This is a genomic window from Pantoea sp. X-Soil-OKNW-556, assembly GCF_059730695.1.
Genome location: NZ_AP035990.1, coordinates 1,791,618 through 1,817,526, shown reverse-complemented (window position 1 = coordinate 1,817,526; position 25,909 = coordinate 1,791,618). Strand labels below are relative to the sequence as shown.

The window sequence follows — 25,909 nt, the reverse complement described above, 5'->3', positions numbered from 1 at the left end:
CAGTTGTAGCGGCACGATTTATCGCGCGGTTCTTAAAAGAGCGCGATAAATCGCGCCGCTACGGATGGTGTGATTTAGCCTAACGCCAGTGCCGCGGCGTTACGTCCGGCTTTGATACCAAAGATGATGATATCAGCAACCGCGTTGCCGCCGATACGGTTGGCACCGTGAATACCGCCAACCACTTCACCCGCTGCCCAGGCACCCGGGATCACCTGTTTCTGTGCATCCAGTACCGCTGTGTCAGTATTGATGGTCACGCCGCCCATAGTGTGATGCACCCCAGGGGCGATACGGATGGCGTAGTAAGGACCGTGGTTGAGCGGATGACGCAGCGCAGTTTTACGGCCAAAATCTTCGTCGTTCTGCTGCTCAACAAACTGATTGTAACGGTTCAGGGTGGTCTGCAACGTCTCCTGATCCATATTCAGTTTCACCGCCAGTTCGTGTGGCGTTGGCGCGCTGATGACGAACCCTTTGGCGATGTACTCATCCGCCGCTTTGTTGTTCAGACGAACCTGCTCATCGAACATGATCCACGCGCTTTTCTCCGGCAGTGCGATAATTTCCGCCGAGACTTTGTCGCGCGTCTCCATCTCATTGAAGAAGCGCTTGCCCGCCTGGCTCACCAGGATGGCACCGCCGCCACGAATCGCTTCAGAAATCAGATAAGAGGTGGTTTGCTCCACTGTCGGGTGAATCTGGATCTCGCCCATATCCACGGTATCCGCACCAATTTTCTGCAACATGGCGATCCCGCTACCGGTCGCCCCTTTGTGGTTGGTGGTAACGAAGCCATCCAGCTCAGGACGATATTTCACCACCATCTCACGGTTAGCACTGAAACCGCCAGTGGCGACAATCACGCTTTTCGCGTTGAGAATGCGGCTGTCGTTGTACTCATCCACCACTTTCACGCCGCTGACCGCGCCGTTTTCGAACAGGATTTCCGCCACCGAGGTTTCCAGCAGCACTTCGATATTGCGCTGGTTAACGTTTTTCACCAGGCCGCTGATCAGGAAGCCCCCCACCGCCGAACGGTCTTCCGGGCGGTGCGTACGGTCAATGCTCATCCCACCGGTGATGGTGATGTCGCACAGTTCGATACCTTTATCTGTCAGCCAGTCAATCGCACCCGGTGCCTGTTCAACAAACTCACGCAACAGCACTGGATTGTTTTTGAATTTGCCGCCTTTCAGCGTCTCTTCATAGAACAACTCTTTGCTGTCCTCGATGCCTTTCAGACGCTGGTAGCGGGTTTCCGCTGCGTTCATCCCGACCGAGGCTTTGATGGTGTTACCACCGATGGTCGGCATCTTCTCGATGATCACCACGCGCGCGCCATCATCATGCGCCTGAATTGCCGCTGCCAGACCGGCACCGCCACTGCCAACCACCACCACATCGTAGCTGACCGGTGCATTCGGGTTGCCACCCTCTTCAATGACATGCTCTTTGCTGGAGGTGGCCAGCGCACGGGATACGGCTTTTTTCAGCGCCTCACTCTGGGTGGTGGCACCGGTCACGGCATCAACGTGGGGGCTGTTTGCCACCAGAATGCGCGAACGCAGGCTCTCAAAAGTGCTGGTAAAGTCGACGTCCAGCGTGGCGTCCGGCACCAGCGAGATGTCGGTGATACGGTCGGTGTCCAGAGTGACGTTGATTTTCAGCTTCAGCGCTTCGGCTTCCACTTTCTCCTGGAACACGCCCGCTTTATATTTACGGCCAGTATCGCTCGTGTCGCGGATCATCGCGTCCACCAGCGAGAAGCGCCACAGCGGCTCAGGGATCACCAGCTCCTCGCGTTTGGTGCTGTCGATAAACAGCTCCATATGCTCGTTGCGGATAATCCGGTCGGCCCAGTCCGGGTAGGCGATACAGGCTTTACCAATCGCCACCAGATCGAAACCGTGCTCCAGCGCATTTTCCGCATCTTCTTTATTTACCACGCCGCCAACACCAATCACCGGAACTTTAGCCAGCGTCGGTGAGCGCAGCGCCAGGTATTTGGTGATCAACGGTGTCGGGTCTTGGGTATCAACAATCGACGGACGCAGCAGTTGGCCGACGGAGAAGTGCACATAATCCAGACCACGCGCCGCCAGTTTCTCCAGCAGATACAGGGTGTCGTCAAAACGAATACCCGGCACTTCCAGCTCTTCCGGCGAGAAGCGATAGCCGATGATAAAGTCGGCTGCCGCAAAGCGGTCCGCCATTTTATGGGTGATTTCCAGCACTTCCATCGGGAAGCGAGCACGGTTGTCGCGGCTACCGCCCCACTTGTCATCGCGCTGGTTGGAGTTTGGTGAGTAGAACTGCTGAATCAGGTAAGTGTTAGCGCCGTGGATCTCAACGCCATCGAAACCGGCCTTGATGGCACGGTTCACCGCATCACCAAATTTAGTGATCATGACATCGACTTCTTCCGCCGTCAGCGCCTGGGGAGTCGGCGCACCTTCACGCGGTGCGGCAAGCGCGCTGGGCGCGACTGGCGTTTTACCGCCGATCAACGCGGGATCCACCATACGGCCACCGTGGTAGATCTGCAAAATGGCTTTGGAACCCTGAGATTTGATCGCATCAGCAATCCTGGCCAGGCCGGGGATTTTGTTGTCGCTATCGATGGCGATGGCACCGGGGAAGGCCGGGCCACGGTTATCGATAAAACAGCATTCGACAATCACCGTGCCAATGCTGCCCGCACGTACACGATAGTAGTCCACCAGGTCGCTGGTCACGCCGCCGTCAAAATAACCGGTACAGGTGGTCATTGGGGCCATGACCAGGCGATTTTTCAATACCGCGCCTTTCGGCAGTGTCAGTGGATTAAGAATCGGGGTGAGCGTATTCATGATAACAACTCCAAAATTTAAAAGTTTCGAATTCTGTCGCAGACGCAGTTATTTCAAATTTATTTAAGAGGTCCGATTTCATGTAAACAATATACCAATTTCTTTAGTTACATAATTAATAAATTTAGTTTTTTAACTTTTAAATTATTCTGGAAATAAACACTAAGACTGAATATTCGCCACTTAAAATGTTAGCGAAACGTTGTCAAAAATCAATTTTTTCATTTACATAGAAATTAATTTATGATAAATCATGACGTTATCAGACACATCCCAGATGACAACGCCTTCCGCCTTGAGCTTTATGGCGTCTTGTCACCAGCAGAAAAGAATTAAGTAAGGGTAAGAATATATGTCAAATACAAAAAGGATTTAATACTGAATCGATTTTTTGATCCAGATCAAAATGGAGTTTTTAATAAATCGCATCATATTTACATTACGCAATCCTCTCTCTTCAACATTGCAATTAAAGAAGCATTAAAGACGTAACGGCAGATTAAAAAAGTATCATCTGAGTAGAGCAAAGTAACACCTGTTTTCCCGGAACGTTAATCGCATTCTCCATAACTTGCAGACCAAAACTATGAAAACACAAACTATCCAGAATGAACCCCTAAAAGCGCCGCCTGCCGCGCCGGGGAATAAAAACCGGCTGCTGATGCTGTGCCTGCCGGTGGTTGTTGCTGTGCTGTTGTTACTGGTGCCCACACCGGAAGGACTCGAACCTTATGCGTGGCACTTCTTCGCAATCTTTGTTGGCGTGATTGTCGGCCTGATCTTCGAACCTCTGCCTGGCGCGGTGATCGGCCTGACCGGCGTGGTGGTGATCGCGCTGTTCAGTCAGTACCTGCTGTTTAGCCCGGCCGAGCTGGCGGATCCGAAGTTTAAAATGGCAGGCCAGTCCTTCAAATGGGCGGTCAGCGGCTTCGGTAACTCCACCGTGTGGCTGATCTTCGGTGCCTTTATGTTTGCCGCCGGTTACGATAAAACCCAGTTCGGTCGCCGCCTGGCGCTGATTCTGGTGAAATATCTCGGCCGTCGCAGCCTGACGCTGGGTTACGCCATCACCTTCGCAGACCTGTTGCTGGCACCGTTCACACCGTCCAACACCGCACGCAGTGGCGGCACCATCTATCCGATTATCGCCAACCTGCCGCCGCTGTACGGTTCAAAACCTAACGACCCGAGTGCGCGCAAAATTGGTTCTTATCTGATGTGGGTTGCCATCACCGCCACCTGTATCACCAGTTCTATGTTCCTGTCTGCACTGGCTCCCAACTTGCTGGCGCTGGCGCTGATAAAAAGCGTGGTAGGTTTTGATATCTCCTGGGGCATGTGGTTCCTTGCCTTCCTGCCGCTGGGTGTGCTGTTGATTCTCACCATGCCGCTGCTGGCCTACTGGCTCTATCCACCGGAAGTGAAACTGAACGATGAAGTGCCGCGCTGGGCAACAGCCGAGCTGGCAAAACTGGGCAAACTGTCGCGCAATGAAATCCTGCTGCTGGTGTTCGTGATTTCTGCGCTGCTGATGTGGATCTTTGCCACAGCCTGGATTGAACCGGCAATGGCCGCGCTGCTGGTGATTGTGCTGATGCTGTGGACCGGCGTACTGAACTGGAACGATATCACCAGCAACAAAGCTGCGTGGAACACCTTCGCCTGGTTCGCGACCCTGGTTGCCCTCGCCGATGGTCTGGCGAAAGTCGGCTTCATTGCCTGGTTGGGTAAAGAAGGCGGGCAACTGCTGCAAGGGTATGATCCACAAGTCTCTGCCGTGGTCTTACTGGTGGCTTTCTATGTACTGCACTACCTGTTTGCCAGCACCACCGCACACACCACTGCCCTGCTGCCAGCCATGCTGACCATTGCGGCTGCTATCCCAGGCATCAATATGCCGGTGTTCTGTCTGATGCTGGCGACCTCACTGGGTGTGATGGGTATCATCACCCCGTACGGTACTGGCCCCAGCCCGATTTATTACGGTAGCGGCTATCTGCCAACCAAAGACTACTGGCGTCTGGGCACCATCTTCGGTGCGCTGTTCCTGGTGCTGCTGATGCTGATTGCCTATCCGTGGATGGTGCTGATGTTCTGATGATGTTGCTTCGATGTTAAAAATCGCAGCCGCGAAAGAATGTTAAAATGCTATGATACTCGCCAGTCAGCCCTGAGCTGGGCTGGCGAGAGAAAAAACCTATAACGAATCGCTAATGATGTCGCCTGTCTTCTCTGTACCAGACGAGCGACACATAACTGAGTGAGCCAACATGTCGAACAAACCCTTCTACTATCAAGATCCCTTTCCTCTCGCCAAAGATGATACTGAGTACTACCTGCTCAGCCGCGATTACGTCTCCGTGGAGAAATTCGCAGGCGAAGAAGTGTTAAAAGTTGATCCGCAAGCGCTGACCCTGCTGGCGCAGCAGGCGTTCCACGATGCCTCATTTATGCTGCGCGCTGCCCATCAGCAACAGGTGGCCGCGATTCTGGCCGATGATGAAGCCAGCCAGAACGACAAATATGTCGCCTTGCAGTTCCTGCGTAACTCCGAAATCGCAGCCAAAGGCGTGCTGCCGACCTGTCAGGACACCGGCACCGCCATCATCATGGGTAAGAAAGGCCAGCGTGTGTGGACCGGTGGCGGCGACGAAGCGGCGTTGTCCCAGGGGGTGTACAACACCTTTATCGAAGATAACCTGCGCTACTCACAGAACGCCGCGCTGGATATGTACAAAGAGGTGAATACCGGTACTAACCTGCCGGCACAGATTGACCTCTACAGCGTTGACGGTGACGAGTACAAATTCCTGTGTATCGCCAAAGGGGGCGGCTCCGCCAACAAAACCTATCTCTATCAGGAAACCAAAGCGCTGATCACTCCGGCGAAACTGAAGAACTACCTGATCGATAAAATGATGTCGCTCGGCACCGCCGCCTGCCCGCCTTACCATATCGCGTTTGTTATCGGTGGCACCTCGGCGGAAAGCACGCTGAAAACCGTGAAACTGGCCTCCACCCACTACTACGATTCGCTGCCGACTGAAGGTAATGAGCACGGTCAGGCGTTCCGTGATGTGCAGTTGGAGCAGGAGTTGCTGGAAGCGTCGCAGAAACTGGGCCTCGGTGCGCAGTTTGGCGGTAAATACTTCGCGCACGATATCCGTGTGGTGCGTCTGCCACGTCATGGCGCGTCCTGCCCGGTGGGTATGGGGGTTTCCTGCTCGGCTGACCGCAATATCAAGGCGAAGATTAACCGTGAAGGCATCTGGATCGAGCAACTGGAGCATAATCCAGGCCGTTTTATCCCGGAAGAACTGCGTCAGCAGGGTGAAGGCGAAGTGGTCAACGTGGACCTCAACCGTCCGATGACCGAGATTCTGGCGCAACTTTCTTCCTACCCGGTATCGACCCGCCTGTCGCTGAACGGCACCATTATCGTGGCGCGTGACATTGCCCACGCCAAGTTGAAAGAACGTATTGATAACGGTGAAGGTCTGCCGCAGTACATCAAAGACCATCCGGTGTATTACGCAGGACCGGCCAAGACGCCAGAAGGTTATGCGTCAGGTTCACTCGGCCCAACCACCGCAGGCCGTATGGATTCCTACGTTGACCTGTTGCAGGCCAACGGCGGCAGCATGGTGATGCTGGCGAAAGGCAACCGCAGCCAGCAGGTGACAGATGCCTGCCATAAACACGGCGGCTTCTATCTCGGCAGTATCGGTGGCCCGGCAGCGGTACTGGCGCAGCAGAGTATCAAGAGCCTCGAATGCGTGGAGTACGCAGAACTGGGTATGGAAGCGATCTGGAAGATTGAAGTGGAAAACTTCCCGGCGTTTATCCTGGTGGATGACAAAGGTAACGACTTCTTCCAGCAGATCCATAACCAGTGTGCGGCCTGCGTGAAGTAACCTTATGGGGTGCGCAGTGATGCGCGCCCTTTCCCCCTGAATAAACCCCGCCGAATGGCGCGATAAATCGCACCGCTACGACTTATGCAAACTCGTCATATCGCGCGTGTTGGCAACGAGCCACAAATATTGCGCGATAAATCGCGCCGCTACGAAATGGTGCAATCTGCACTGCGATACAACAGCCTCACGTCGCCTGAAACCTCTCCCTGCGCGGTTTTTTACCTAACCCACTATTAATTAACTGATTAATTTTTATTCCCCGCATGGCACAAAAATTGCTCACTTTTAATTATCTGATTAATTAAATTCGTGGCAACCGCCACATTCACGCCAACACCAGGAGAACGTTATGACGGTCGATGAAGCGATAGCGCTGTTTGACGCGCAGCGCGAAAAGATCTGGTTTGAACAACCGGCAGAAATTGCCGCACTCGGTAAGGGTGAAGTACCACGCGGTACCGGTTCCCGTGGTCAGTACCTCAGCACCATCATCTTCGCCGAAGGGGAAACCCGTACGCTAGCCGATGAGATGTTGTGGGGGCTGATTCGCGTCGGCGAGGACAACCCGGAGGCCGATCTAAAAACCCTGCAACTGCTGATCAAAGAGATCATGGGTTACAAAGCTAACTTCTTTGATTTCGTCAGCCTGCCGGATGCGGCCCGAATGCTGCACACTTATGTCGAGGTGGCGGGTGAATGTGAAACCCTGAGCGACCTGGTTCGTCTGTCGCACAGCGCCCTCTCCTGGGCCAACCGCCTGCATATGTGGGTCGATTTCATTCTTCCCTGGGGTCTCGGGGACGGTTTTCGTCGCGTCAACGCCTGATTGGGAGAGAGAAGATCATGAAACTGGCTATGCATGTTGCCGATAAGAAGATTTGTGTGATTGAGGTGTGGGAAGACAAAGTCCCCAACCTGGCGAAAGTGTTGCGTGAAAAGCTGCCGCTGAAAAGCGTGCTGCAACACGGCAAGTTGATTGGCGACATGGTGTTTTTCACCCTGCCGATCGTCGCCCCGTGGGAAAACAAATATCTGACGCAGGATGTTGGCAAACTGCGCCGTGAACAGTACGGCGAAGTGACCGGCGCGGTATGTTACTACAGCCCGCGCCAGCAGATGTGTGTGGTGTACGGCGACGATACCGCTGACGAGCCGCTGCCGATTTCCTATATCGGTCAGGTGATTGAAGGCAAGCTCGAACTGCGCGTCACCGGCCTGGAAACCTGGTTTGATCAGGGACGTACTGTCGAGCTGAGCATCATTGATTAAGGGTTGAGCAGCGCCTGCATGGCGCTGTCAATCTGTGCCGACGCGGCCGCAAAGCGCGCGGGCGCGCCGGCACAATGTCCGTAAGGTGAAACGAGAGTGCGTAACTCACCCTGACCTAATTCCGCTACCTCCAGTGCCGCCTCTTCCACCGTAAAATAACGATCGCTGTCGCACGGCATCACGATGCAACGCGCGCGGATACGCGCCAGCGCCGCACGCCAGTCTCCGTTTGCCAGCACACCAACATCGGCGTGATACCAACTGTGCAGGGCGCACAATAGATCATTGGCATCCAGCGCCTGATGATCCCGCTCCCAGTCCACCAGCAGCGCCTCCAGCGAGTCGAAGCCGAGATCGCGCCAACGCGCTTCACGAAAAAACGCAGCAGAATAGGCCCAGCCGGCATAGACGCGACCAAATGCCGCCAGCCCGCGTAACGGAGGCTCGACATAGTGGCCGTCGGCAAACTGCGCATCGCAACGCAGCGCGGCCCGAACCCCCTCAAGAAACACCTGATTATTCGGCCAACAGCGCGCCGAACCGCACACCGCCAGCAGCGCCCGCACCTGTTGTGGTCGCGCCACCGCCAGATGCCAGGCCTGCATCGCCCCCATCGACCAGCCATACGCCAGCGCGATGCGGTTAATGGCGAGATGGTCAAACAGCAGCCGCTCCTGCGCCCGCAGGTTATCGACCAGCGTCACCGATGGAAAAGCCGCTCCCGGCTGCAAACGTGAGTTAGAAGGCGAGCTGGATACGCCATTACCGAGTTTATTCACCAACACAATAAACCAGTGCGTCGGGTCGAGCGTTTTTCCTGCGCCAATCAACGGTAAATAACGTTCATGGGTGCCGCTGTAGTAGCTAAAGATCACCACTGCATTGTCGCGTGCAGCGTTAAGCTGACCAAAGGTCTGATAACCAATGGCCGTCTCACGCAACGTTTCTCCGCTTGCCAGCGGCAGATCGCCGGGCGTATAAAAAGCGCATAAACCCATGCCGTTCTCCTGACTCAATATGGTAAAGTTAATTAATTAGTTAATTTCATAAGGATGTCGCCATGAAGGAAACTCCAGCCGCTGAACCTGGCAAGAAACTGCGTAAAACCCAGCGCGACGTCGCCGAGTTGTTGCAATCCTCAGCCTTTGATTTGTTCGCCACCCAGAACTATTCGTCGGTACGAATTAAAGATATCGCCACCGCTACCGGGCTGAACTCGGCGCTGATTTATTACTACTTCGGCTCAAAAGAAGACCTGTTTATCAAGGTGATTGAGTCCGCGGTGGAGCGTGCCTTTGTGCAGTTTGACGACATCAAAGCCAGCGCCAACGGGCCGCGCGACCTGATTTTTCTGTGGATTGAGATCCACATCCTCCAGTTCCATCTGTTGCAAAAACTGGCCAAAATCAGTCTGGATTACTCCAGCACCAATGGCCGCATCGCCAGCATTGATAAAGCGATTAAAAAGTTCTACGAAAAGGAATCGGTGATTCTGAAGAACACCATCAAAGAGGGGATCGCCAGCGGGTTGTTCCGTGAGGTGAACCCGGGAGATATGGCGATGCTGATCTCCACCTACCTTGATGGCGTGCTGTTCCGTAATGTGATGTTCCCCAATTTCAAATACAAACAGGCCATCAACGTGATGCGCAATTTTGTGTTTGAAAAGCTCGATGCCTGAGTTGCCGGTTAAATCCGCGCGATAAATCGCGCCGCTACGGGATGTTCATGATGTGTAGCGGCGCGATTCATCGCGCAATGTCGTGCGGGTTACCGATAAACCATTAAAAAATGGTGCTGTAGCGATCAATTTCCCACTGGCTGACATGCAGGTGATAGCTGTTCCACTCCTGCAACTTGTAGTGAATAAACTCTTTTTTCAGCGCTTCACCCAGCGTCGCAGCGACAAACGGGTCGGCATCAAAGGCTTCCACCGCTTCCAGCAAGTTTTGCGGCAGAAAATCGATGCCACGCGCGCGGCGCTCCGCTTCGCTGATGGCATACAGATTGTCTTCATTCGGCTGACGCGGATCGATCTTCTCGCGAATACCTTCCAGCCCGGCAGCTAACGCCAGCGTGGCCGCCAGATAGGGATTGACCGCGCCATCGGCATTACGCGATTCACAACGGCCACCACCGGCCGGGACGCGTACCGCGTTGGTGCGGTTATTGGAACCCCAGGAGTTAAACACCGGTGCCCACGAGAAGTAGCTCATCGCCCCCTGGCGTACCAGACGTTTGTAGCTGTTGACCGTCGGGGCAAAGGCAGCGCACAGCGCACGGCCATGCTTCAACAGCCCGCCGATAAAGTGATAACCGGTATCACTCAGGCCCAGGCCCCAGGGATCATCCGCGCTGCTGGCGTCGCGTTTAAACACGTTGGCACCGGTATTGATGTCATACAGCGACATATTGAAGTGCGCGCCGGTGCCGGTTTTATCGGCGAACGGCTTCGGCATGGTGGTGGCGATCAGCCCGCGCTGTTTGGCGTAATGCTTCGCCATAAAGCGGAAGAAGATAAAACGATCGCAGGTGGTCAGCGCATCGGCGTAGTTGAAGTCGAACTCGTATTGCGAGTTGCCATCTTCGTGGTCAAGCGAATAGAGATCCCAGCCCAGCGCGTTGATGGTGGAGGAAACCTCATCCAGCCAGCCAAACTGGTCCACGAAGCCCTGCAAGTCGTAGCAGGGCTTGTTGAGTTTGTTATCCGGTTCCGGCACCACCAGCCGACCATCCTGTTCCCGCTTCAACAAATAAATTTCGCACTCGATGCCGAGGTTAAACCCAAAACCCAGGGCGTTAGCCTGTTTAATCACGTTCTGCAACGCCACCCGCGTGCTGAGCGCATAGGGTTCGCCCTGAAAGTGGTTATCGGCGGGCATCCACGCAATCTTCGGTTCCCAGGGTAACTGGATGATGTGGTCGAGATCCGGCACCGAGGTCAGTTCATCTTCGTGCGGCGACTGACCCAGACCGTCCAGCGCATAGCCGGTGTAACGTTCGGAACCCTGTGCCATCTGATCCAGATGACCAATCGGCACCACTTTACCCTTGGGGACACCGTGAATGTCCACGTACGCGCCCATGCAGTACTCCACCCCTTTAGCCATCAGGGCCTGTTTGATCTCGGCGATCTGTGCTGCGCTTTTCATTGGTGCCCTGCCTTAGTCATGTTCAACAATAGAATGGGGAATATATGGGGCGTCGAGCGCGGCGATTTCGTCAGCGCTTAACGTCAGATCCAGCGCCGCCAGTGCGTCGCTCAAATGCAGGGGACGGGTGGCTCCAATCACGGCCGCCACCACCGCCGGACGGCTGTAGATCCATGCCAGCGCCACCTGTGCCATCGGCACGCCACGCGCCTGCGCTACCTGCTCCACCGCGCGGATCACCGCGCTATCGGCGTGCTCAGTCGCGGCATAGAGAAAATCGGTATAGCTGTCGTCGGCACCACGCGTACTCGACTTCGCCGCCTCCACCGGGCGGGCCAGCCGTCCGCGCGCCAGTGGGCTCCAGGGCGTCACCGCGACCCCTTCCGCCTGACACAGCGCCAGCATTTCGCGTTCTTCTTCGCGATAGATCAGGTTGAGGTGGTTCTGCATGGCGATAAAACGGCTCCAGCGTTCGTACTTCTGGATTTGCAGCGCCTTGCTGAACTGCCATGCGAACATGGACGACGCTCCGAGGTAACGCACCTTGCCAGCCTTCACCAGGTCGTTGAGCGCCTCCAGCGTCTCTTCAATCGGCGTGTCATTATCCCAGCGGTGGATTTCATACAAGTCGATGTAATCGGTGCCGAGTCGGCGCAGGCTGTGATCGCACTCCTGCATAATCGCCTTACGCGACAACCCCTTGCTGTTTGGTCCACTGCGCATTGGGTTATACAGTTTGCTGGTGATCACCACTTCATCGCGGGAGGCGAAATCACGCAGCGCACGACCAAGGATCTCTTCACTCGCCCCTTTGGCATAGATATTGGCGCTGTCGAAAAAGTTGATGCCCTGCTCCAGCGCGGCACGGATCAGTTCGCGGCTGGCGGCTTCATCCAGCGTCCAGCTCCGGCCACTGCGCGCCGGTGGCGCATAGGTCACCGTCCCCAGACAGAGCGCAGAGACATCCAGGCCGGAGTGTCCCAGCTTCAGATAACGCATTGCCTGCTCCTCACTCCGCCATGCGGATTTTCAGGTAATTGGCCAGATGCCAGACGGTGGTTTCGAGGTGGCTCAGGCGTCCCGGACGTGCGAGACGGGAACGGCTACCGCGCTGCTGCTCGGCGTTGATCCACTGGTCTTCATCGATAATCGCCAGGCTGCCCTGCTTCATCGTCGCGGCGGTCTGAGGAAAATCCTCCCGCGCCGCAGACGCCTGCGATACCAGCACCACGCGGTGCCAGCGAGTAGCATGTGGCGACACCGGCAGAATGGCACTGATGGAGAGACGATCCGGATTCAGTGAGATCAGGCAGTTGGGAAACAGCAGCAGCAATTCACTGAAGCGCATCTGCTCGTCGCTCAGGCCACTGAACGGTTCCAGACCGGCGGTCAGGATCTCGCTCAGTTCACCGTTTTTCCGCAGCGGCTGATGACAGATGGTCCAGCCCGGGCCTTCATCAATGATCGAACTGAGTCGACCGGGAAAGCTATCCTCCAGCGTGGTGCGATGCACCGCCGCATGGTGGTAGCACTCCATAAACGTTTCGATCGCCATTTTCCAGTTGTACGGACAGTCGTAATCCAGCGTGTAAGCGGTTACCAGATCGGCGACGTGGTAGCGTTGAAAACGTTCGGTGAGCGGTGCCAGCCGGGGTGCCAGCGGCTGGGCATCGGCGTTGAAGGTGACAAAGATCATGCCGAACACCACCTCATGGCGGATCTTCGGCAGGCTGCACTGCTGACGGTCAAAGTCCTGCGCCTGATTCATGGATGGCGCGCCACTCAGCTTGCCGTGGGTGTTGTAGGTCCAGTTGTGGAATGGACAGATAAATGAACGGCTGTTGCCGCTGCCGTGCGCAATCGGCGCCCAGCGATGCAGACAAACGTTGGAGAACACCGCAATGCCAGCGTCGTTCCGCAAAATCAGTAACGGCTCGCCCACCACATCCAGCGTGAAGAAATCATTCAGGTTAGCAATTTGCGACTCATGGCCGACAAATAACCAGTCCTGGCGGAACACTTTGTCTTCTTCGAGACGGAAAAAACTGTCGCTGTTATAGGCTTCTGGCGGCAGGGTTTCTGCACGGCTGGCATCATGGCGTTGCTGCTCCAGCATCCGTTGCAGAATGCTGTCACCGTCATCAAACACCACATCAATCTTCTCGCGATACATTTCACTCTCCTCTGGCGGTACGAAAGGTCAATGGACCAAGCTCTTTTTCCAGCAGCGGCACGACCCGCTCGCCAAACAGCGTCAGCGAACGACGCGCATCAGCAATCGGCATATCGCCAAACTGGAAGAAACAGTTGTAGTGGCTGGGACGGAGGGTGCGGATCTCCGCCAGCATGCGCTCAGCGACGGTTTCCGCATCGCCAATCATCAGGTTATTGCTCACCGTCTCCAGCGAAGGTTCATCTGCTAACGCTGGCGCGTGGATAAACGCCTGCTCGCTGACGCTGGTGTTCTCGCGCAACGCCGCGATCATGCGCGCGACAAACAGCGCGCGTTCCGCTGCGGCATGGGCCTGCTGGCGGTTGTCACAAACGTGGATATATTGCTGCACCGCCACCGGCATCGCCGCGTCGAGGCCCGCCTGCTGCCAGCCGAGACGCGCATCGGCCACCATCTGCTGCAATTTGTGAGTGCCGCGATAACCCGCAGTAAAAAACGGCGTCGCCTGCCAGCGCTGAAACTGCGCAATCAGTTGCGGATTGGATGAGGTGAGGTACAGCGGCGGTAAGGGTTTCTGCAACGTGTCGAGCAGAAAATCGGTACGCAGCGGCTGACCAAAACGGTCTGGCGAGTGGGTATAGCCCTGGGTCAGGGCATCGCTGATAAACTGCCAGTGCGCCAGTAGTTGCTGACCACGGGTTTCTACATCCAGTCCATAGCGGTCAAATTCCCACGCCTGATAACCGCTGCCTATACCCAGCACCAGCCGCCCTTCCGTCAGGCGATCGACCAGCGCAATCTCCTGCGCAATACGCATCGGCTGGTACAACGGCAATACCACCACCGCCGTACCCAAGCGGATACGCCGCGCATAACCGGCCATATGTGCCACCAGCATCAGCGGCGATACGCTGAGCGAGTAGTTGGTGAAGTGATGCTCGGCAAACCACGCGGTATCGAAGCCGATCTCCTCCGCCAGCAGCACCATGCTGCGCATATCCTCAATCACCCCCTGTACACCGCGCGGGTTGTCTTTATACGACATCAGGTTGAACAGACCGAGTTGCATCATTAACCCCTTGTCCAGCGATAGTGATGTTCCACACGCGCCTGCACCAGACTAAGCACGGTGGTGGCGGCGAGATACCAGATACAGGCAACAATCAGCAGCGGGATGTTTTCGTATGTGCGTGAGTAGATCGCCTGCGCCGAGTAGAGCAAATCCGAGAGCGAAATCACGCTCACCAACGAGGTGGTTTTCAACATGCCAATCACCTGGTTGCCGGTGGGTGGAATGATGAACGGGATGGCCTGCGGCAGGATCACCCGCTTCAGATACTGGCCGCGTGTCATACCCAGCGCCCGGGCGGCCTCCTGCTGGCCATCATCCACCGAGGAGATCCCGGCACGGATGATCTCCGCCATATAGGCCGACTCATTCAGTCCAAGGCCGAGAATCGCTGCGGCCAGCGGAGTGATCAAATCGTTGGTGCTCCCGCTCCACAGGGTAAACAGGCCGGGGATCCCCAGGCTGACCTGCGGATAGAGCGCCGCGAGGTTGTACCAGAAAATCAGCTGCACCAGCACCGGCGTGCCGCGAAAGAACCAAATCCAGCCGCGGCTGAAACCCACCAGCAGCGGGTTACTGGAGAGGCGCATCACCGCCAGCAGCACGCTGAGTACAATCGCCAGCACCATGATCACCAGCGTCAGCCAGAAGGTGGTCCACAGACCGAGCAGGATGGTGGGTGAGAACAGGTATTTACCCACCGTCGCCCAGGCGAAATTAGGGTTGGTGATCATCGAATGCGCTACCAGCGCCAGCAGCACCGCCAGCACCAGTGCGGAGATCCAGCGACCGGGATAGCGCTGTGCCACCACATGGCGGCCATGATCCGCTGGTGTGCGCGTGGCATTCAGCGGGGAAGTCAGGGTTTTATCCGTCATCAGCGTTCTCTTCATCGTTTTAACCGGACAAATTTAATTAACTGATTAATTAAGATCTACAGTCTGCCTGCGCATCTGTCAATCATTCGGTGCTCACTGCCTGCACTCGGGCGAGAAAATCTCGGGTACGGGGATGGCGTGGTGCGGAAAAAAAGTGTTTAGATTCCGCCACTTCAATGATTGCGCCGTTGTCCATAAACGCGACACGATTGGCGACATCACGCGCAAAACCCATCTCATGGGTGACAATCACCATCGTCATACCGTCACGCGCCAGATCGCGCATCACCGCCAGCACTTCCCCCACCAGCTCAGGATCGAGCGCGCTGGTGGGTTCATCAAACAGCATCAGCGACGGCTTCATCGCCATCGCCCGTGCAATCGCCACCCGCTGCTGCTGACCACCCGACAGCGCCGCCGGACGCGAATGGTAACGATGGCTGAGCCCGACGCGATCCAGCAGCGCTTTGGCCTCCGCCATCGCCTGGGCGCGCGGCACTTTTTTTACCGTCATCGGCGCTTCCATCACGTTTTCCAGCGCCGTCATATGGCCGAACAGATTAAAGCGCTGAAACACCATGCCAATATTGACGCGGTTACGCGCCACCTCAGCCTCCTTCAGTTCGTACAACTTTTCCCCCTGCAATCGGTAGCCGACCATACCGCCATTGACCCACAGCTCACCGCCGTCAATCTTTTCCAGGTGATTGATACAGCGCAGGAAGGTGGATTTTCCCGAGCCGGAGGGGCCAATCAGACACACCACCTCGCCTTGTTCAACGCTGAGATCCACCCCTTTGAGGATCTCCACGCCGTGAAACGATTTGGTGACCTGCTGCGCATCCACCATCAGCGTTTTGCTCATCTCGCCTCCTGTTCGGTCATGTACCAGGTATTCAGGCCACCGCTGTCGAGGATCAGCATCTGGCCGGTGAAAGAGGCCGTGGTGGCCAGAAATGCCACGCTGCGCGCCACCTCATCACTGCTGACCGGACGTTGCAGTGGCAAGCGCGCCACCTCCTGCGCCAGCAGTGGCTCCTGGGTAGCCCAGTGACTATCCGGGTCACGAATCGGTCCCGGACTGATGCCGCACACGCGGATACCGCGAGGTGCCCATTCAATCGACATTTGCGCCGTCAGATTCACCACGCCCGCCTTCGACGGACCAAAGGCACCCGCATTGGGGTAGCAACGATGGGCAGACGCACCGGCGATATTGATAATCACTCCACCGGGTGCCATGCGCCGCACCGTTTCGACACTCATCACAAAGGTGCCGGTTAGCTGGGTATTCAGCACCTGCTGCCACTGTTCATCGCGCAGTTCCAGCAACGGAGCCGCCGCAGTTGATCCGGCGTTATTGACCAGCAGACTCGGTGCGCCAAGCACGTTGACCACCTCGTCGAGAACCTGCTGCACCGCCGGGCGATCGGTGATATCGACCCGCCAGAAAGCCGCCCGCGCCCCCTGCGCCGTCAGTTTGTCCACCGCGTGTTGCGCCGCCTCGACATCGCTGCGCACCAGCAGCGCGATGGCATAGCCCTGCCGCGCCAGTTCGCGGGCAATACACAGGCCGACACCGCGTGAACCGCCGGTAATCAGCGCGGTTTTTACGCTGTGCATAATCTTGCCTCCTCGGTTAATGCCTGACGGCGTGCCAGCAGCGACGAACCGCAGATATAGCCCCAGGTCAGGTTGGGCCCGAGCGTGGTGCCTGCGCTGACCGCTTTGCTGCCGATCGGATTAGCCATCGCCGCCCCGGCACAATACAAGCCCGCCAGTGGCCGACCATCGCGATGCAGCACATTACCGCTGGCATCGGTACGCGGCCCGCCTTTGGTGGCAAGGAAGGTGCGGTTGAACGGTATGGCGATAAACGGGGCATGGCAGATCGCCGCTAATCCCCCCTGCAAGCGCCGGTCAGCTTTGCCATGCGCAGCACTCAGATGACGGGAAAAATCTTCATCAATGCCCCGGGCGCAACTGTGGTTAAACCGCGCCACGCTGGCCTCCAGTGCACCCGCAGGCAATGCCAGTTGTTGCGCCAGTTGCGTCAGCGTCGCGGCCTGCCGCAGCCAACCCGGTGTACGCCAGCGGTAGTAACGCAGCAGCGGTGCCCGGCGTAGCAAACGAGCGTCGCTGATCAGCCAGACCGGCAGATGGCGCGGCAACCCCTGCGCATCACGCGCATCCAGCGCCGCACCGAGGTTAAAAACAAATTCATTGGTGAAACGCTGACCGTGGCGATCGACCAGAATGGCGTTGGGTTCGTAATGGAAGAAAACAGACAACCCGCTCCACGGCTGGCCTGGCGCGGCGGGTATACCGCCCCCGATATTGGCCTGATCCATATGCGCCAACTGCGCACCTGCGCTTTCCGCCATACGCTGCCCATCACCGCTGTTATCGCGGGGGCTGGCGATAAAATCATACGGACCTGGGAAATGCTGCTGCCGTTGCTGCGCATCCCACTCGAAACCGCCGCTGGCGATCACTACGCCACAACGCGCCTCAATCTCCCGTTCCTCGCCCTGATGCCGGTAACGTACGCCCGTGACCTGATGGCTACCGCGCATCAGTAAGCCCTGCACCGCTGCCTCAGTGATAAACTCGCAGCCCGCCGCCTGACAGCCATCAAGCAACCCGGCCACCAGCGCCGCGCCTTTGGTCAGTTCCCCACGCCACTGTCGCCGGAGCAGACGCGGCAACGCGCGCAGATACGTCCGTATCGGCTGATGCCAGAGGTCACTCGTCAGCAGTTCGTGGTAGGAAAACAGGCGCGGTAACGGCGTGGGACGTAAGCGCCACGGACGTTGCGGTTGCAACGGCATGGGTGCCAGCATCCGCCCCTGCTGTTTGGCTCCCGGCAGCGGCCACAGTGGATCGCCCTCTGGCGTCAGGGCGAAACGCAATGCGCTGTGCTGCTCGACAAACGCCAGCATCAACGGAGCTTGCTGCGCCAGCGCCTGCCAGAGCGTGTCCTCGCTCGCCTGCCAACCTTCAGGCGCACTGGCACGCAGATAATCGAGCACCTCTTGTGATGAATCGGCCAGGCCGGCGGCCAGGGCGTGATGGTTGGCTGGCACCCAGGTGGCCCCGCCAGACATCGCTGTGGTGCCGCCCAACCAGGCGCTTTTTTCCAGCACCAGTACCGACAAACCGCCCACCGCCGCCCGCAGTGCGGCGCTTAGCGCCGCACCACCGGAACCGATCACCAGCACATCACACTGGCGACCCCCACTCATAATGGCTGTGTGCTGGTGAGGTTGATGCCGGGTTTATCCAGCTTCATCGCCTCCAGATCCCACTTCTCCATGATCTTGTCGTAGGTGCCGGTTTCATGCAGCACGTTAAGCGCCTTCAGCAGCACCTCCGCCAGTTGGGTGTTCTCTTTCGCCACCACAATACCGAGGTAGTATTTCGGCATCAGTGGCATCTGCACGGTGCGAATGGGATGCGGGGCTTTTTGCTTGATGTCATCCACCGAGGCGGCATCGTTCAACACAAAATCCACCCGGCCCGAATAGAGACCGAGCAGGACCGCATCAGCCGACGGCAGCGTCACCTGTTCGATCGCCGGTTTGCCGTTTTTGGTGCAGTTCGGGGTGTAGATCTCGCTGATGGCTTTTTCGAAATCGGTACCGGTTTGCACGCCCACTTTCAGGCCGCACAGGGTCAGCGGATCGTTGGTGATGGATTTTTCGGTCGCCAGCGTATACACCTCGCTGGTGGCGTAGGCGTAGTTAACAAACGACACCTGCTTTTCACGTTCGGCGCTGTCGGAGATACACTCCATTGCCACGTCATAACGACCGCTTTTTACGCCCGGTATCAGCCCGGCGAAATCGATCGAAACCGGTTTGACTTTGATACCCAGCACCTGGCCGATCGCGTCCCACAGGTCCGGCTCAAAGCCGACCATGGTTTTATTGTCTTCCGCGAAGGATTCGCACGGCGGGTAGTGAGCATCAGTGACCAGATTGAGGGTTTTGCTGCTACGGATTTTTTCGGGTAACTGCGCATGCAGGGAGGCATGCATTTTGAGTGGCGCATCGGCGGCCTGCGTGGAAAATTGCGTCAGTGCAGAAACCAACAGCGATGCAGCAACAACCAGACTTTTCATTCTCATGCTTTTAACTCCAGTAGAAAGGCGCGATGCCTGAAGACCCTGATGATTTAAAAAAGCAAAAAAGGAAGACGGTGCGCAGGAAGAATTGCAAGCGTTATGCCAGTTTTTAAATAACTGATTAATTAATCATGAGAGCAGAGAGCACAAGGGATGAGGCGTGAGACGGCAGCGGGTGCGGCCTGGCACGTTGAACAGAGAATCACCAACGGAGTGCATAAAGTGAGCTGATGGTGCAAAAAAACACCGCGGTGCGATCAGCGCCGCCAGGGGGGATAAATTGTAGCGGCACGATTTATCGTGCAATTTGGTGTGCAGTGCGGGGGACAAAACGCGCGATAAATCGCGCCGCTACGGGAGCGTGGGGAAATGGCAGCGGGTAACCCCGCTGCCAGCTTCATCAGAAGAAACCGAGTGGTTGGGTGCTGTAACTCACCAGCAGGTTTTTGGTTTGCTGATAATGATCGAGCATCATTTTGTGGGTTTCACGGCCAATTCCCGATTTTTTGTAGCCGCCAAACGCCGCATGTGCCGGGTAGAGATGATAACAGTTGGTCCAGACGCGGCCGGCTTTAATCGCGCGTCCCATCCGGTAAGCCCGGTTGATATCGCGTGTCCAGACGCCCGCACCCAGGCCATACATGGAATCATTGGCTAAGGCGATAGCTTCCGCTTCATCTTTAAAGGTCAGGATGCCGACCACCGGGCCAAAGATTTCTTCCTGAAACACCCGCATGCTGTTGCTGCCTTTCAGCAGCGTCGGCTGAATATAGTAACCGCTGGCGAACTCTTCTCCGACACTCTCGATGCCACCGCCGTGCAGCACCTCAGCCCCCTCACGTTGGGCAATTTCCAGATAGGAGAGGATTTTGTCGAACTGCTGCTGTGACGCCTGTGCACCGATCATGGTTTCGGTGTCGAGCGGGTTGCCACGTTTAATGGTTTTGATGCGTTTCATCACCGCCGCCATAAAGGGTTCGAAAATCGATTCCTGTACCAGCGCGCGTGACGGGCAGGTACAGACTTCGCCCTGATTAAGGAAGCCCAGCACCACCCCTTCCGCCGCTTTCTCAATAAAGCTCTCCTCGGCCTGCATAATATCTTCGAAGAAGATATTGGGTGATTTACCGCCCAGTTCGACGGTGGACGGGATCAGGCTTTTCGCCGCCAGCTCAAGAATATGGCCACCGGTGGCGGTTGAACCGGTAAAGGCGATTTTGGCGATACCCGGGTGCGATGCCAGCGCTTCACCGGCTTCTTTACCGTAGCCATGCACCACATTGATCACTCCCGGCGGGACCAGGTCTTTGATCAAATCAAGGAACAGGGTGATGGATAGCGGCGTCTGTTCTGCCGGTTTCAGCACCACGCAGTTACCCGCCCCAAGTGCCGGAGCCAGTTTCCACGCAGCCATCAGCAACGGGAAATTCCACGGGATAATCTGCCCTACCACGCCCAGCGGCTCGTGGAAGTGGTAAGACGCCGTGAACTCATCAATCTCCGAAGCGGTGCCTTCCTGTGCGCGCACACAACCGGCGAAATAGCGGAAATGGTCCACCGCCAGCGGCATATCGGCAGCGAGGGTTTCACGCACCGGTTTACCGTTATCCCAGGTTTCATTCACCGCCAGATATTCGAGGTTTTCCTCCAGCCGATCGGCGATCTTCAACAGTACCAGGGAACGTGCCTGCGGGGAGGTTTTGCCCCAGGCCTCTGCGGCGGCATGGGCGGCAGCGACAGCATTATCAATATCCTCACGGTCGGAGCGCGGAAACTCGCCAATCGACGAGGCATTAATCGGCGAGGTGTTGACGAAGTAGTTACCGTTCACCGGTGCCACAAACTCACCGTTGATAAAGTTGCCATAGCGTTTTTGGAGTCTAATCAGAGAACCTTGTTCTCCAGGTGCAGCGTAACGCATGATGTTTCTCCTTGCGGGACAGAGGTTGTGTGTAACAACTGCGAAACTTATTATTAACATTGATCGATCAATAGCACGCTGTCAGATCTGCCGGTGGGAAACTGTGACACCGCGCGATAAATCGCGCCGGTTTGCTGCCTGGAAAATTCCGACTTTTGCCGGTTATGCAGTAAAAAGCGGAACATGTCCGATAAATAGGGTCAATATGAAGCAGGACACTAACCAGGAGAAAGAGATGTTGGCTTCAGCCCTGACGTTAATGCGCGCCAAAGCAAATTTTGTTCATCAGTTCATTCGCAACCCCCGCAAAATGGGCAGCATCACGCCCTCCTCCGCGGCATTATGTCGAACCATGACCGATGCGGTTAACTGGGATCGTAGCCTTCGTATTGCTGAATTGGGTGCGGGCGATGGGGTGCTGACGCGACAGATTCTGCAACGCATGTCGCCACAGGCCCAACTGGATGTGTTTGAAATCAGCCCGGAGCTGGTGAAGACGTTACGTGCTTTACCGGATGATCGTATGCAGGTACGCGCCTGTTCGGCGGAATATCTGTCCGGTGAATATGATGCGATTTTTTCCGGCCTGCCGCTGCTGTCACTGCCGGTAGCGACCCGAGACGCCATCCTGCAAGCCGTGCATGATGCGCTGGGACCGCGCGGCGTCTTCGTACAATTTCAGTACACTTCGCTCACGCAACCCAGCTTGTCCCGTTATTTCACCTGGCAGCGCCAGCGGGTGCTAAAAAACGTGCCACCCGCCTGGGTTTATCGCTGCACCCGTCATTACGCGCCCTGAGCCTGCACGCGCGGCTGTGGCCGCGTTTGCTGCCAGAAGCGATGCAGCAGTTCCCGCGCCCAGTCTTCACCCGTCAGCTCACTCCCCTCATCCGCCACGCCTGCCGGTAAACAGGCGGTCATGATGCCGCGGGTAAATTCAGGGTGAAACTGTACCGATAATGCCTGCGCGGAATAACGCAGAATCTGGCAGCCATCCAGTTCGGAGGAAGCCAGGACCCGCGCCTGGGCCGGTGGTGTGATCACCGACTGACGATGTGACAGCCAGGCATGAAAATCGTCCGGCAGGGTTGCCAGCCAGGGATCTTGTGCCGCCTGCGCATGGCGGGTCAGGGGTTTCAGGCCACGTTCCCAGCCATTGGGGTTATCCGCAACTTTACCACCCAGCGCATAGGCCATCAGTTGATGTCCATAGCAAACCCCCAGCAGTGGCAGCTCCGCCTCCAGCGCCGCCCGAATCCAGGCTGCGGTGCGTTCACTCCATTCCGCATGGTCGGTCACCATCGCCCAGGAGCCACTGAGGATCGCGCCGCTGACGCGATCAAAAGCGGGCAACTCATCACCGAGGTGCGGTCGCACGATCACATAGTCGCCGGGCTGAAGCGCCAGCGCATCAATAAACCAGACGGGTTGTTCACCGATTTGCGCCACAACGGCCGGTGGCGGTACTTCAAGTTGAATCAGGGCAAGGGGTAAAGCGCGGGTCTGTGTCATTCCGAAGACTGTCCTCTGCAAGGTCACGTTTCGGAAAACCAGTCTGACAGTAATTGCCTGCAATGTGTAGATTTTTTGCGGGAAAGCATCGAGAGAAAATATTTTTGCCTGCGCTGCACCAACCACACCGCTTCATGCCATCATTAGCCGGTGACAACAGAATTTCCGTGAAGGATGACATTGTGGCTGTGCGGCATTTTTTTCTGGTCCTGCTGGTGGTATCCATCTGGGCCTTCAACAACGTGGCGATAAAGTGGGGATTGCTGGAACTTCCGCCACTGTTTCTGACCTGGATGCGTTTTGTGGTGGTGGCGATCATGTTGATCCCCTTCTGCCGCATCACCCGTGAGCAGTTGCCGTGGCTGTTGCTGCTGGCCTTCACCTTTGGCTTTCTGCACTTCTCGCTGCTGTTTGTCGGCATGCGCTACACCGACGCCGGCACCGGTGCCATTGTGGTCCAACTCGGCACGCCGATAGCCATGCTGCTGGCGATGGTGGTACTGAAAGAGAAGCTACGCCTGGTGCAATTACTTGGCATCGTGATTTCATTAAGCGGCGTGGTGGTGCTCTCCGGTAGCCCCACCATTCCCGCCTGGTGGGTATTGTGTATCCTGCTGTGCAGCGCCACCGGCTGGGCGGTGAGCAATATGATTGTGAAGAAATCGCCGCCGATTAAACCCTTGACCCTGACCGGCTGGATTTCATTTCTGGCCGTGCCGATCGTGGGTGTCGCCTCCTGGCTTACCGAGTCGCAACAATTTTACGCCCTCGGGCACGCGGGCTGGCGTGGCTGGTTTGCGATTCTTTACAGCGCCCTCGCCTCATCTATCATTGCCTATACCCTGTGGTATACGTTGCTGAAAAAGTACAACGTCAACCTGATAATGCCCTACTCGCTACTCACCCCGGTGCTGGCGGTGCTGATGGGCGTGGTGGTTCTGGGCGATAGCCTGAACAGTTTTAAGATCCTCGGCGCATCGCTGGTGGTGTTGGGCACGGCAATTGCGGTGATTAACCTGCGCAATCTGCGGATGCACGCGCGCTTTCCGCGCCTGCGCCGTCGCTAAGATCCCGCTCTGATTGACCCGGAGGCTTCGCATGGATTACCAACTCGCTGCCGCACTCTGGCAGCACATGTGGCAAGGATTACGAGGCACAGCTGATACCCCGCCGCCCCTCACCTTTTCTCAGGCCGACACCTTCCCTTCGGCCTATGCCGTCAGCGAACTGGCGGCCACCAGCATTGGACTGGCGACCCAGGCGGTGAGCGATCTGCTGGGACGTTCGGCTCCGGTGAGTGTCAATGTGCGTCTGGCCTCGCGCTGGTTCCAGCACAGTTTTATACCGCTTAACCGCCCACCGGCGGCATTGTGGGATCCGTTCGCCGGGGATTACGCCACGCGTGATGGTTGGATCCGCCTGCATACCAACGCCAGTCATCACCGCCAGGCGATGGAGAAGGTGCTTGGTGTGCATCGCGATCGCACGGCACTGGCAACTGAAGTGCTGAACTGGTCGGCAGCAGCCCTGGAACAGGCGGTGGTGGATGCCGGCGGTTGCGCTGCACAGATGCGCAGCGTCGAGCAGTGGCAGCAGCATGCGCAAGGCATTGCCGTAGGTCAGGAGCCGTTGTTCGCGCAACAAGCCACCGCGAGCGGAGAGATTCCCGACTGGCCGCTCAGCGCAGCACGTCCGTTACGGGGCATCCGCGTGCTGGATCTGACGCGCATCATCGCTGGCCCGGTCGCCACACGTTTTCTCGCCAGCCTGGGTGCCGAGGTGCTGCGCATCGATCCTCCCGACTGGCTGGAACCCTCGCTGGAAGAGGAGATCACCAGCGGCAAACGCTGTGCGCGGCTTGATTTGAAAAGTGTGGTCGGACTGGATCAGTTGCGCACGCTGCTCAGTCAGGCTGATGTACTGGTGCACGGCTATCGCGCCGATGCGCTGGAAAATCTCGGACTGGATGCCGCCACTCGCCAGCAACTCGCGCCGGCACTGGTTGATGTCAGCCTGAATGCCTGGGGCTGGCGCGGCCCGTGGCGTAACCGACGCGGTTTCGACAGTCTGGTGCAGATGGCTTGCGGCATTGCACATCAGGGGATGCAGTGGAGCGGCAGCACCAAACCCACACCTTTGCCGGTGCAGGCGCTGGATCACGCCACCGGTTATATGCTGGCAGCCGCCGTGCTGGAGGGATTACGTCAGCGCCGCCTGAAAGGCACGGGCTGGCAGGCACGTCTGTCGCTGGCGCGCACCGCTCTGCTGTTGCAGCAACACGGCTTTGCCCCCAGCGGAACGCAGAACGGCATCACGCCGCAGCCTGATGATGTGCTGCCAACGCTGGAAATCACCCATTGGGGGATCGGTGAGCGGCTGCGTGCGGCGTCATACCTGCCCGGCACGCCGCAGCTGTGCGCTACGCCGGGCGTCCCGCTCGGCAGCAGCGCCGCTCGCTGGTAACTTATTCCGCGTCGCCGGCTTCTTCCGCCAGCTCGTCACGCATCGCCTGAATCGCTTCGCGGCTCAGCATCGCCAGGGTGCGATAAAACGCGGTGCTGGCGTGCGCCTCCACCTTGCCAAGGAAGGTGCCGCACCACGGCAGCAGGTAGTCATCAAACAACGCCGTTTGCGCGGCAGATTCATCTTCCGCCGACTGATCTTCCAGCCAGGATGCCGCCAGCAGCAGTACGCCGAAATGATCGGCAGGCGCGTCGCTCAGTGGCATGCCGCGAGAGCTGAGAAACGCGCGCACCTCCGCTTCGGTCGCACCATTCGGCCACTGTGAGGCATAGGGCGGCACGCTACAGTCGCTGCCGACAAATAACGCGTTATAGTCGGCGGCCAGCGCCTGTGGGTCGCTATTCTGCTGCAACCGGGTCAGCAGCTCATCCTGCTCCAGCGGCCACTGCGCCTGTAATTTCCCCTCACGCAGTAAGGTGAACAGGGGCACCAGCAGCGGGTCCTGCGGCTGACGATTGAACAACGAGCCGATGACACGGCAGAGAATGGAAAACTCATTCATGCAACAGAATTCCTT

Annotated in this window: 22 protein-coding genes; 8 read left to right on the top strand and 14 right to left on the bottom strand. The window is 57.2% G+C overall.

Translation table 11 applies throughout. The features are described 5' to 3' along the window. Positions 1 to 74 precede the first annotated feature (74 nt). Positions 75 to 2,852: a flavocytochrome c gene (locus AC6I8T_RS08410; RefSeq protein WP_208725290.1), complete on the bottom strand. Its 2,778-nt coding sequence runs from the start codon at positions 2,850 to 2,852 to the stop codon at positions 75 to 77. Between the two features lie 586 nt (positions 2,853 to 3,438). On the opposite strand from AC6I8T_RS08410, the gene AC6I8T_RS08405 reads away from it, so the two are divergent. The 4 genes from AC6I8T_RS08405 (at position 3,439) to AC6I8T_RS08390 (ending at position 8,038) form a co-directional block, all read left to right on the top strand. Beyond that, positions 3,439 to 4,950 (top strand): anion permease, encoded by a 1,512-nt coding sequence (locus tag AC6I8T_RS08405; RefSeq protein ID WP_021185697.1) that lies wholly within the window; start codon positions 3,439 to 3,441, stop codon positions 4,948 to 4,950. A gap of 172 nt (positions 4,951 to 5,122) precedes the next feature. Then, on the top strand, positions 5,123 to 6,766 hold the full coding sequence (gene fumA, locus AC6I8T_RS08400) for a class I fumarate hydratase FumA (RefSeq protein ID WP_208725289.1): 1,644 nt from the start codon (positions 5,123 to 5,125) through the stop codon (positions 6,764 to 6,766). Positions 6,767 to 7,118: 352 nt separating this feature from the next. Then, positions 7,119 to 7,595 carry a cucumopine synthase-related protein gene (locus AC6I8T_RS08395; protein WP_208725288.1) on the top strand — a complete coding sequence of 159 codons (477 nt, stop codon included), beginning with the start codon at positions 7,119 to 7,121 and terminating at the stop codon, positions 7,593 to 7,595. A 17-nt stretch (positions 7,596 to 7,612) separates the two neighbouring features. Beyond that, the gene (locus AC6I8T_RS08390) at positions 7,613 to 8,038 is read left to right on the top strand and encodes a DUF3830 family protein (protein ID WP_013508755.1); all 426 of its coding nucleotides are present in this window, start codon (positions 7,613 to 7,615) and stop codon (positions 8,036 to 8,038) included. On the opposite strand, the gene AC6I8T_RS08385 is transcribed toward AC6I8T_RS08390, so the two are convergent. Beyond that, the gene (locus AC6I8T_RS08385) at positions 8,035 to 9,036 is read right to left on the bottom strand and encodes an alpha/beta fold hydrolase (protein WP_497833702.1); all 1,002 of its coding nucleotides are present in this window, start codon (positions 9,034 to 9,036) and stop codon (positions 8,035 to 8,037) included. The genes AC6I8T_RS08390 and AC6I8T_RS08385 overlap by 4 nt on opposite strands. Before the next feature lie 62 nt (positions 9,037 to 9,098). Here AC6I8T_RS08385 and AC6I8T_RS08380 point away from each other — a divergent pair, with 62 nt between their 5' ends. Further along, entirely contained in the window at positions 9,099 to 9,719 is a 621-nt protein-coding gene (locus AC6I8T_RS08380) for a TetR/AcrR family transcriptional regulator (protein WP_208725286.1), read from the top strand. Positions 9,720 to 9,822: 103 nt separating this feature from the next. Here AC6I8T_RS08380 and glnT read toward each other — a convergent pair whose 3' ends face one another. The 10 genes from glnT to exaC form a co-directional block, all read right to left on the bottom strand. Continuing rightward, complete coding sequence (gene glnT / locus AC6I8T_RS08375) at positions 9,823 to 11,190, bottom strand: type III glutamate--ammonia ligase (protein ID WP_021185692.1); 1,368 nt, start codon at positions 11,188 to 11,190, stop codon at positions 9,823 to 9,825. 12 nt (positions 11,191 to 11,202) lie between these two features. Further along, the gene (locus AC6I8T_RS08370; protein ID WP_208725285.1) at positions 11,203 to 12,189 is read right to left on the bottom strand and encodes an aldo/keto reductase; all 987 of its coding nucleotides are present in this window, start codon (positions 12,187 to 12,189) and stop codon (positions 11,203 to 11,205) included. 10 nt (positions 12,190 to 12,199) lie between these two features. Then, positions 12,200 to 13,363, bottom strand: a complete 1,164-nt coding sequence (locus AC6I8T_RS08365) for an aromatic ring-hydroxylating oxygenase subunit alpha (protein WP_208725284.1) — start codon at positions 13,361 to 13,363, stop codon at positions 12,200 to 12,202. Position 13,364: 1 nt separating this feature from the next. Beyond that, entirely contained in the window at positions 13,365 to 14,435 is a 1,071-nt protein-coding gene (locus AC6I8T_RS08360; RefSeq protein ID WP_021185689.1) for an LLM class flavin-dependent oxidoreductase, read from the bottom strand. Then, positions 14,435 to 15,325, bottom strand: coding sequence for an amino acid ABC transporter permease (locus AC6I8T_RS08355; protein ID WP_244634030.1), 891 nt, complete (start codon positions 15,323 to 15,325; stop codon positions 14,435 to 14,437). The genes AC6I8T_RS08360 and AC6I8T_RS08355 overlap by 1 nt, the downstream gene beginning before the upstream one ends. Before the next feature lie 67 nt (positions 15,326 to 15,392). Next, entirely contained in the window at positions 15,393 to 16,175 is a 783-nt protein-coding gene (locus AC6I8T_RS08350) for an amino acid ABC transporter ATP-binding protein (RefSeq protein ID WP_302474908.1), read from the bottom strand. Beyond that, positions 16,172 to 16,933 carry an SDR family NAD(P)-dependent oxidoreductase gene (locus tag AC6I8T_RS08345; RefSeq protein WP_021185686.1) on the bottom strand — a complete coding sequence of 254 codons (762 nt, stop codon included), beginning with the start codon at positions 16,931 to 16,933 and terminating at the stop codon, positions 16,172 to 16,174. Before AC6I8T_RS08345 ends, AC6I8T_RS08350 begins: the two co-directional genes overlap by 4 nt. Beyond that, positions 16,921 to 18,555: an FAD-dependent oxidoreductase gene (locus AC6I8T_RS08340; protein WP_497833701.1), complete on the bottom strand. Its 1,635-nt coding sequence runs from the start codon at positions 18,553 to 18,555 to the stop codon at positions 16,921 to 16,923. Before AC6I8T_RS08340 ends, AC6I8T_RS08345 begins: the two co-directional genes overlap by 13 nt. Then, positions 18,552 to 19,439 carry an ABC transporter substrate-binding protein gene (locus AC6I8T_RS08335; RefSeq protein ID WP_208725282.1) on the bottom strand — a complete coding sequence of 296 codons (888 nt, stop codon included), beginning with the start codon at positions 19,437 to 19,439 and terminating at the stop codon, positions 18,552 to 18,554. The genes AC6I8T_RS08340 and AC6I8T_RS08335 overlap by 4 nt, the downstream gene beginning before the upstream one ends. A 397-nt stretch (positions 19,440 to 19,836) precedes the next feature. Further along, a complete protein-coding gene (gene exaC, locus AC6I8T_RS08330) occupies positions 19,837 to 21,357 on the bottom strand; it encodes an acetaldehyde dehydrogenase ExaC (RefSeq protein WP_021185683.1) in 1,521 nt (506 codons plus the stop codon). A 235-nt stretch (positions 21,358 to 21,592) separates the two neighbouring features. Here exaC and AC6I8T_RS08325 point away from each other — a divergent pair, with 235 nt between their 5' ends. Next, positions 21,593 to 22,156 carry a class I SAM-dependent methyltransferase gene (locus tag AC6I8T_RS08325; RefSeq protein ID WP_021185681.1) on the top strand — a complete coding sequence of 188 codons (564 nt, stop codon included), beginning with the start codon at positions 21,593 to 21,595 and terminating at the stop codon, positions 22,154 to 22,156. On the opposite strand, the gene AC6I8T_RS08320 is transcribed toward AC6I8T_RS08325, so the two are convergent. After that, positions 22,144 to 22,869: a glutamine amidotransferase gene (locus AC6I8T_RS08320; protein WP_021185680.1), complete on the bottom strand. Its 726-nt coding sequence runs from the start codon at positions 22,867 to 22,869 to the stop codon at positions 22,144 to 22,146. The genes AC6I8T_RS08325 and AC6I8T_RS08320 overlap by 13 nt on opposite strands. Positions 22,870 to 23,051: 182 nt before the next feature. Between AC6I8T_RS08320 and AC6I8T_RS08315 the strand changes: the two genes are divergently transcribed. Beyond that, the gene (locus tag AC6I8T_RS08315) at positions 23,052 to 23,936 is read left to right on the top strand and encodes a DMT family transporter (RefSeq protein ID WP_497833700.1); all 885 of its coding nucleotides are present in this window, start codon (positions 23,052 to 23,054) and stop codon (positions 23,934 to 23,936) included. 31 nt (positions 23,937 to 23,967) lie between these two features. Then, positions 23,968 to 25,332, top strand: a complete 1,365-nt coding sequence (locus tag AC6I8T_RS08310) for a CoA transferase (RefSeq protein ID WP_497833699.1) — start codon at positions 23,968 to 23,970, stop codon at positions 25,330 to 25,332. A 1-nt stretch (position 25,333) separates the two neighbouring features. Here the strand turns inward: AC6I8T_RS08310 and AC6I8T_RS08305 are convergent, their stop codons facing one another. After that, positions 25,334 to 25,894, bottom strand: coding sequence for a TorD/DmsD family molecular chaperone (locus AC6I8T_RS08305; RefSeq protein ID WP_021185677.1), 561 nt, complete (start codon positions 25,892 to 25,894; stop codon positions 25,334 to 25,336). Positions 25,895 to 25,909 lie beyond the last annotated feature (15 nt).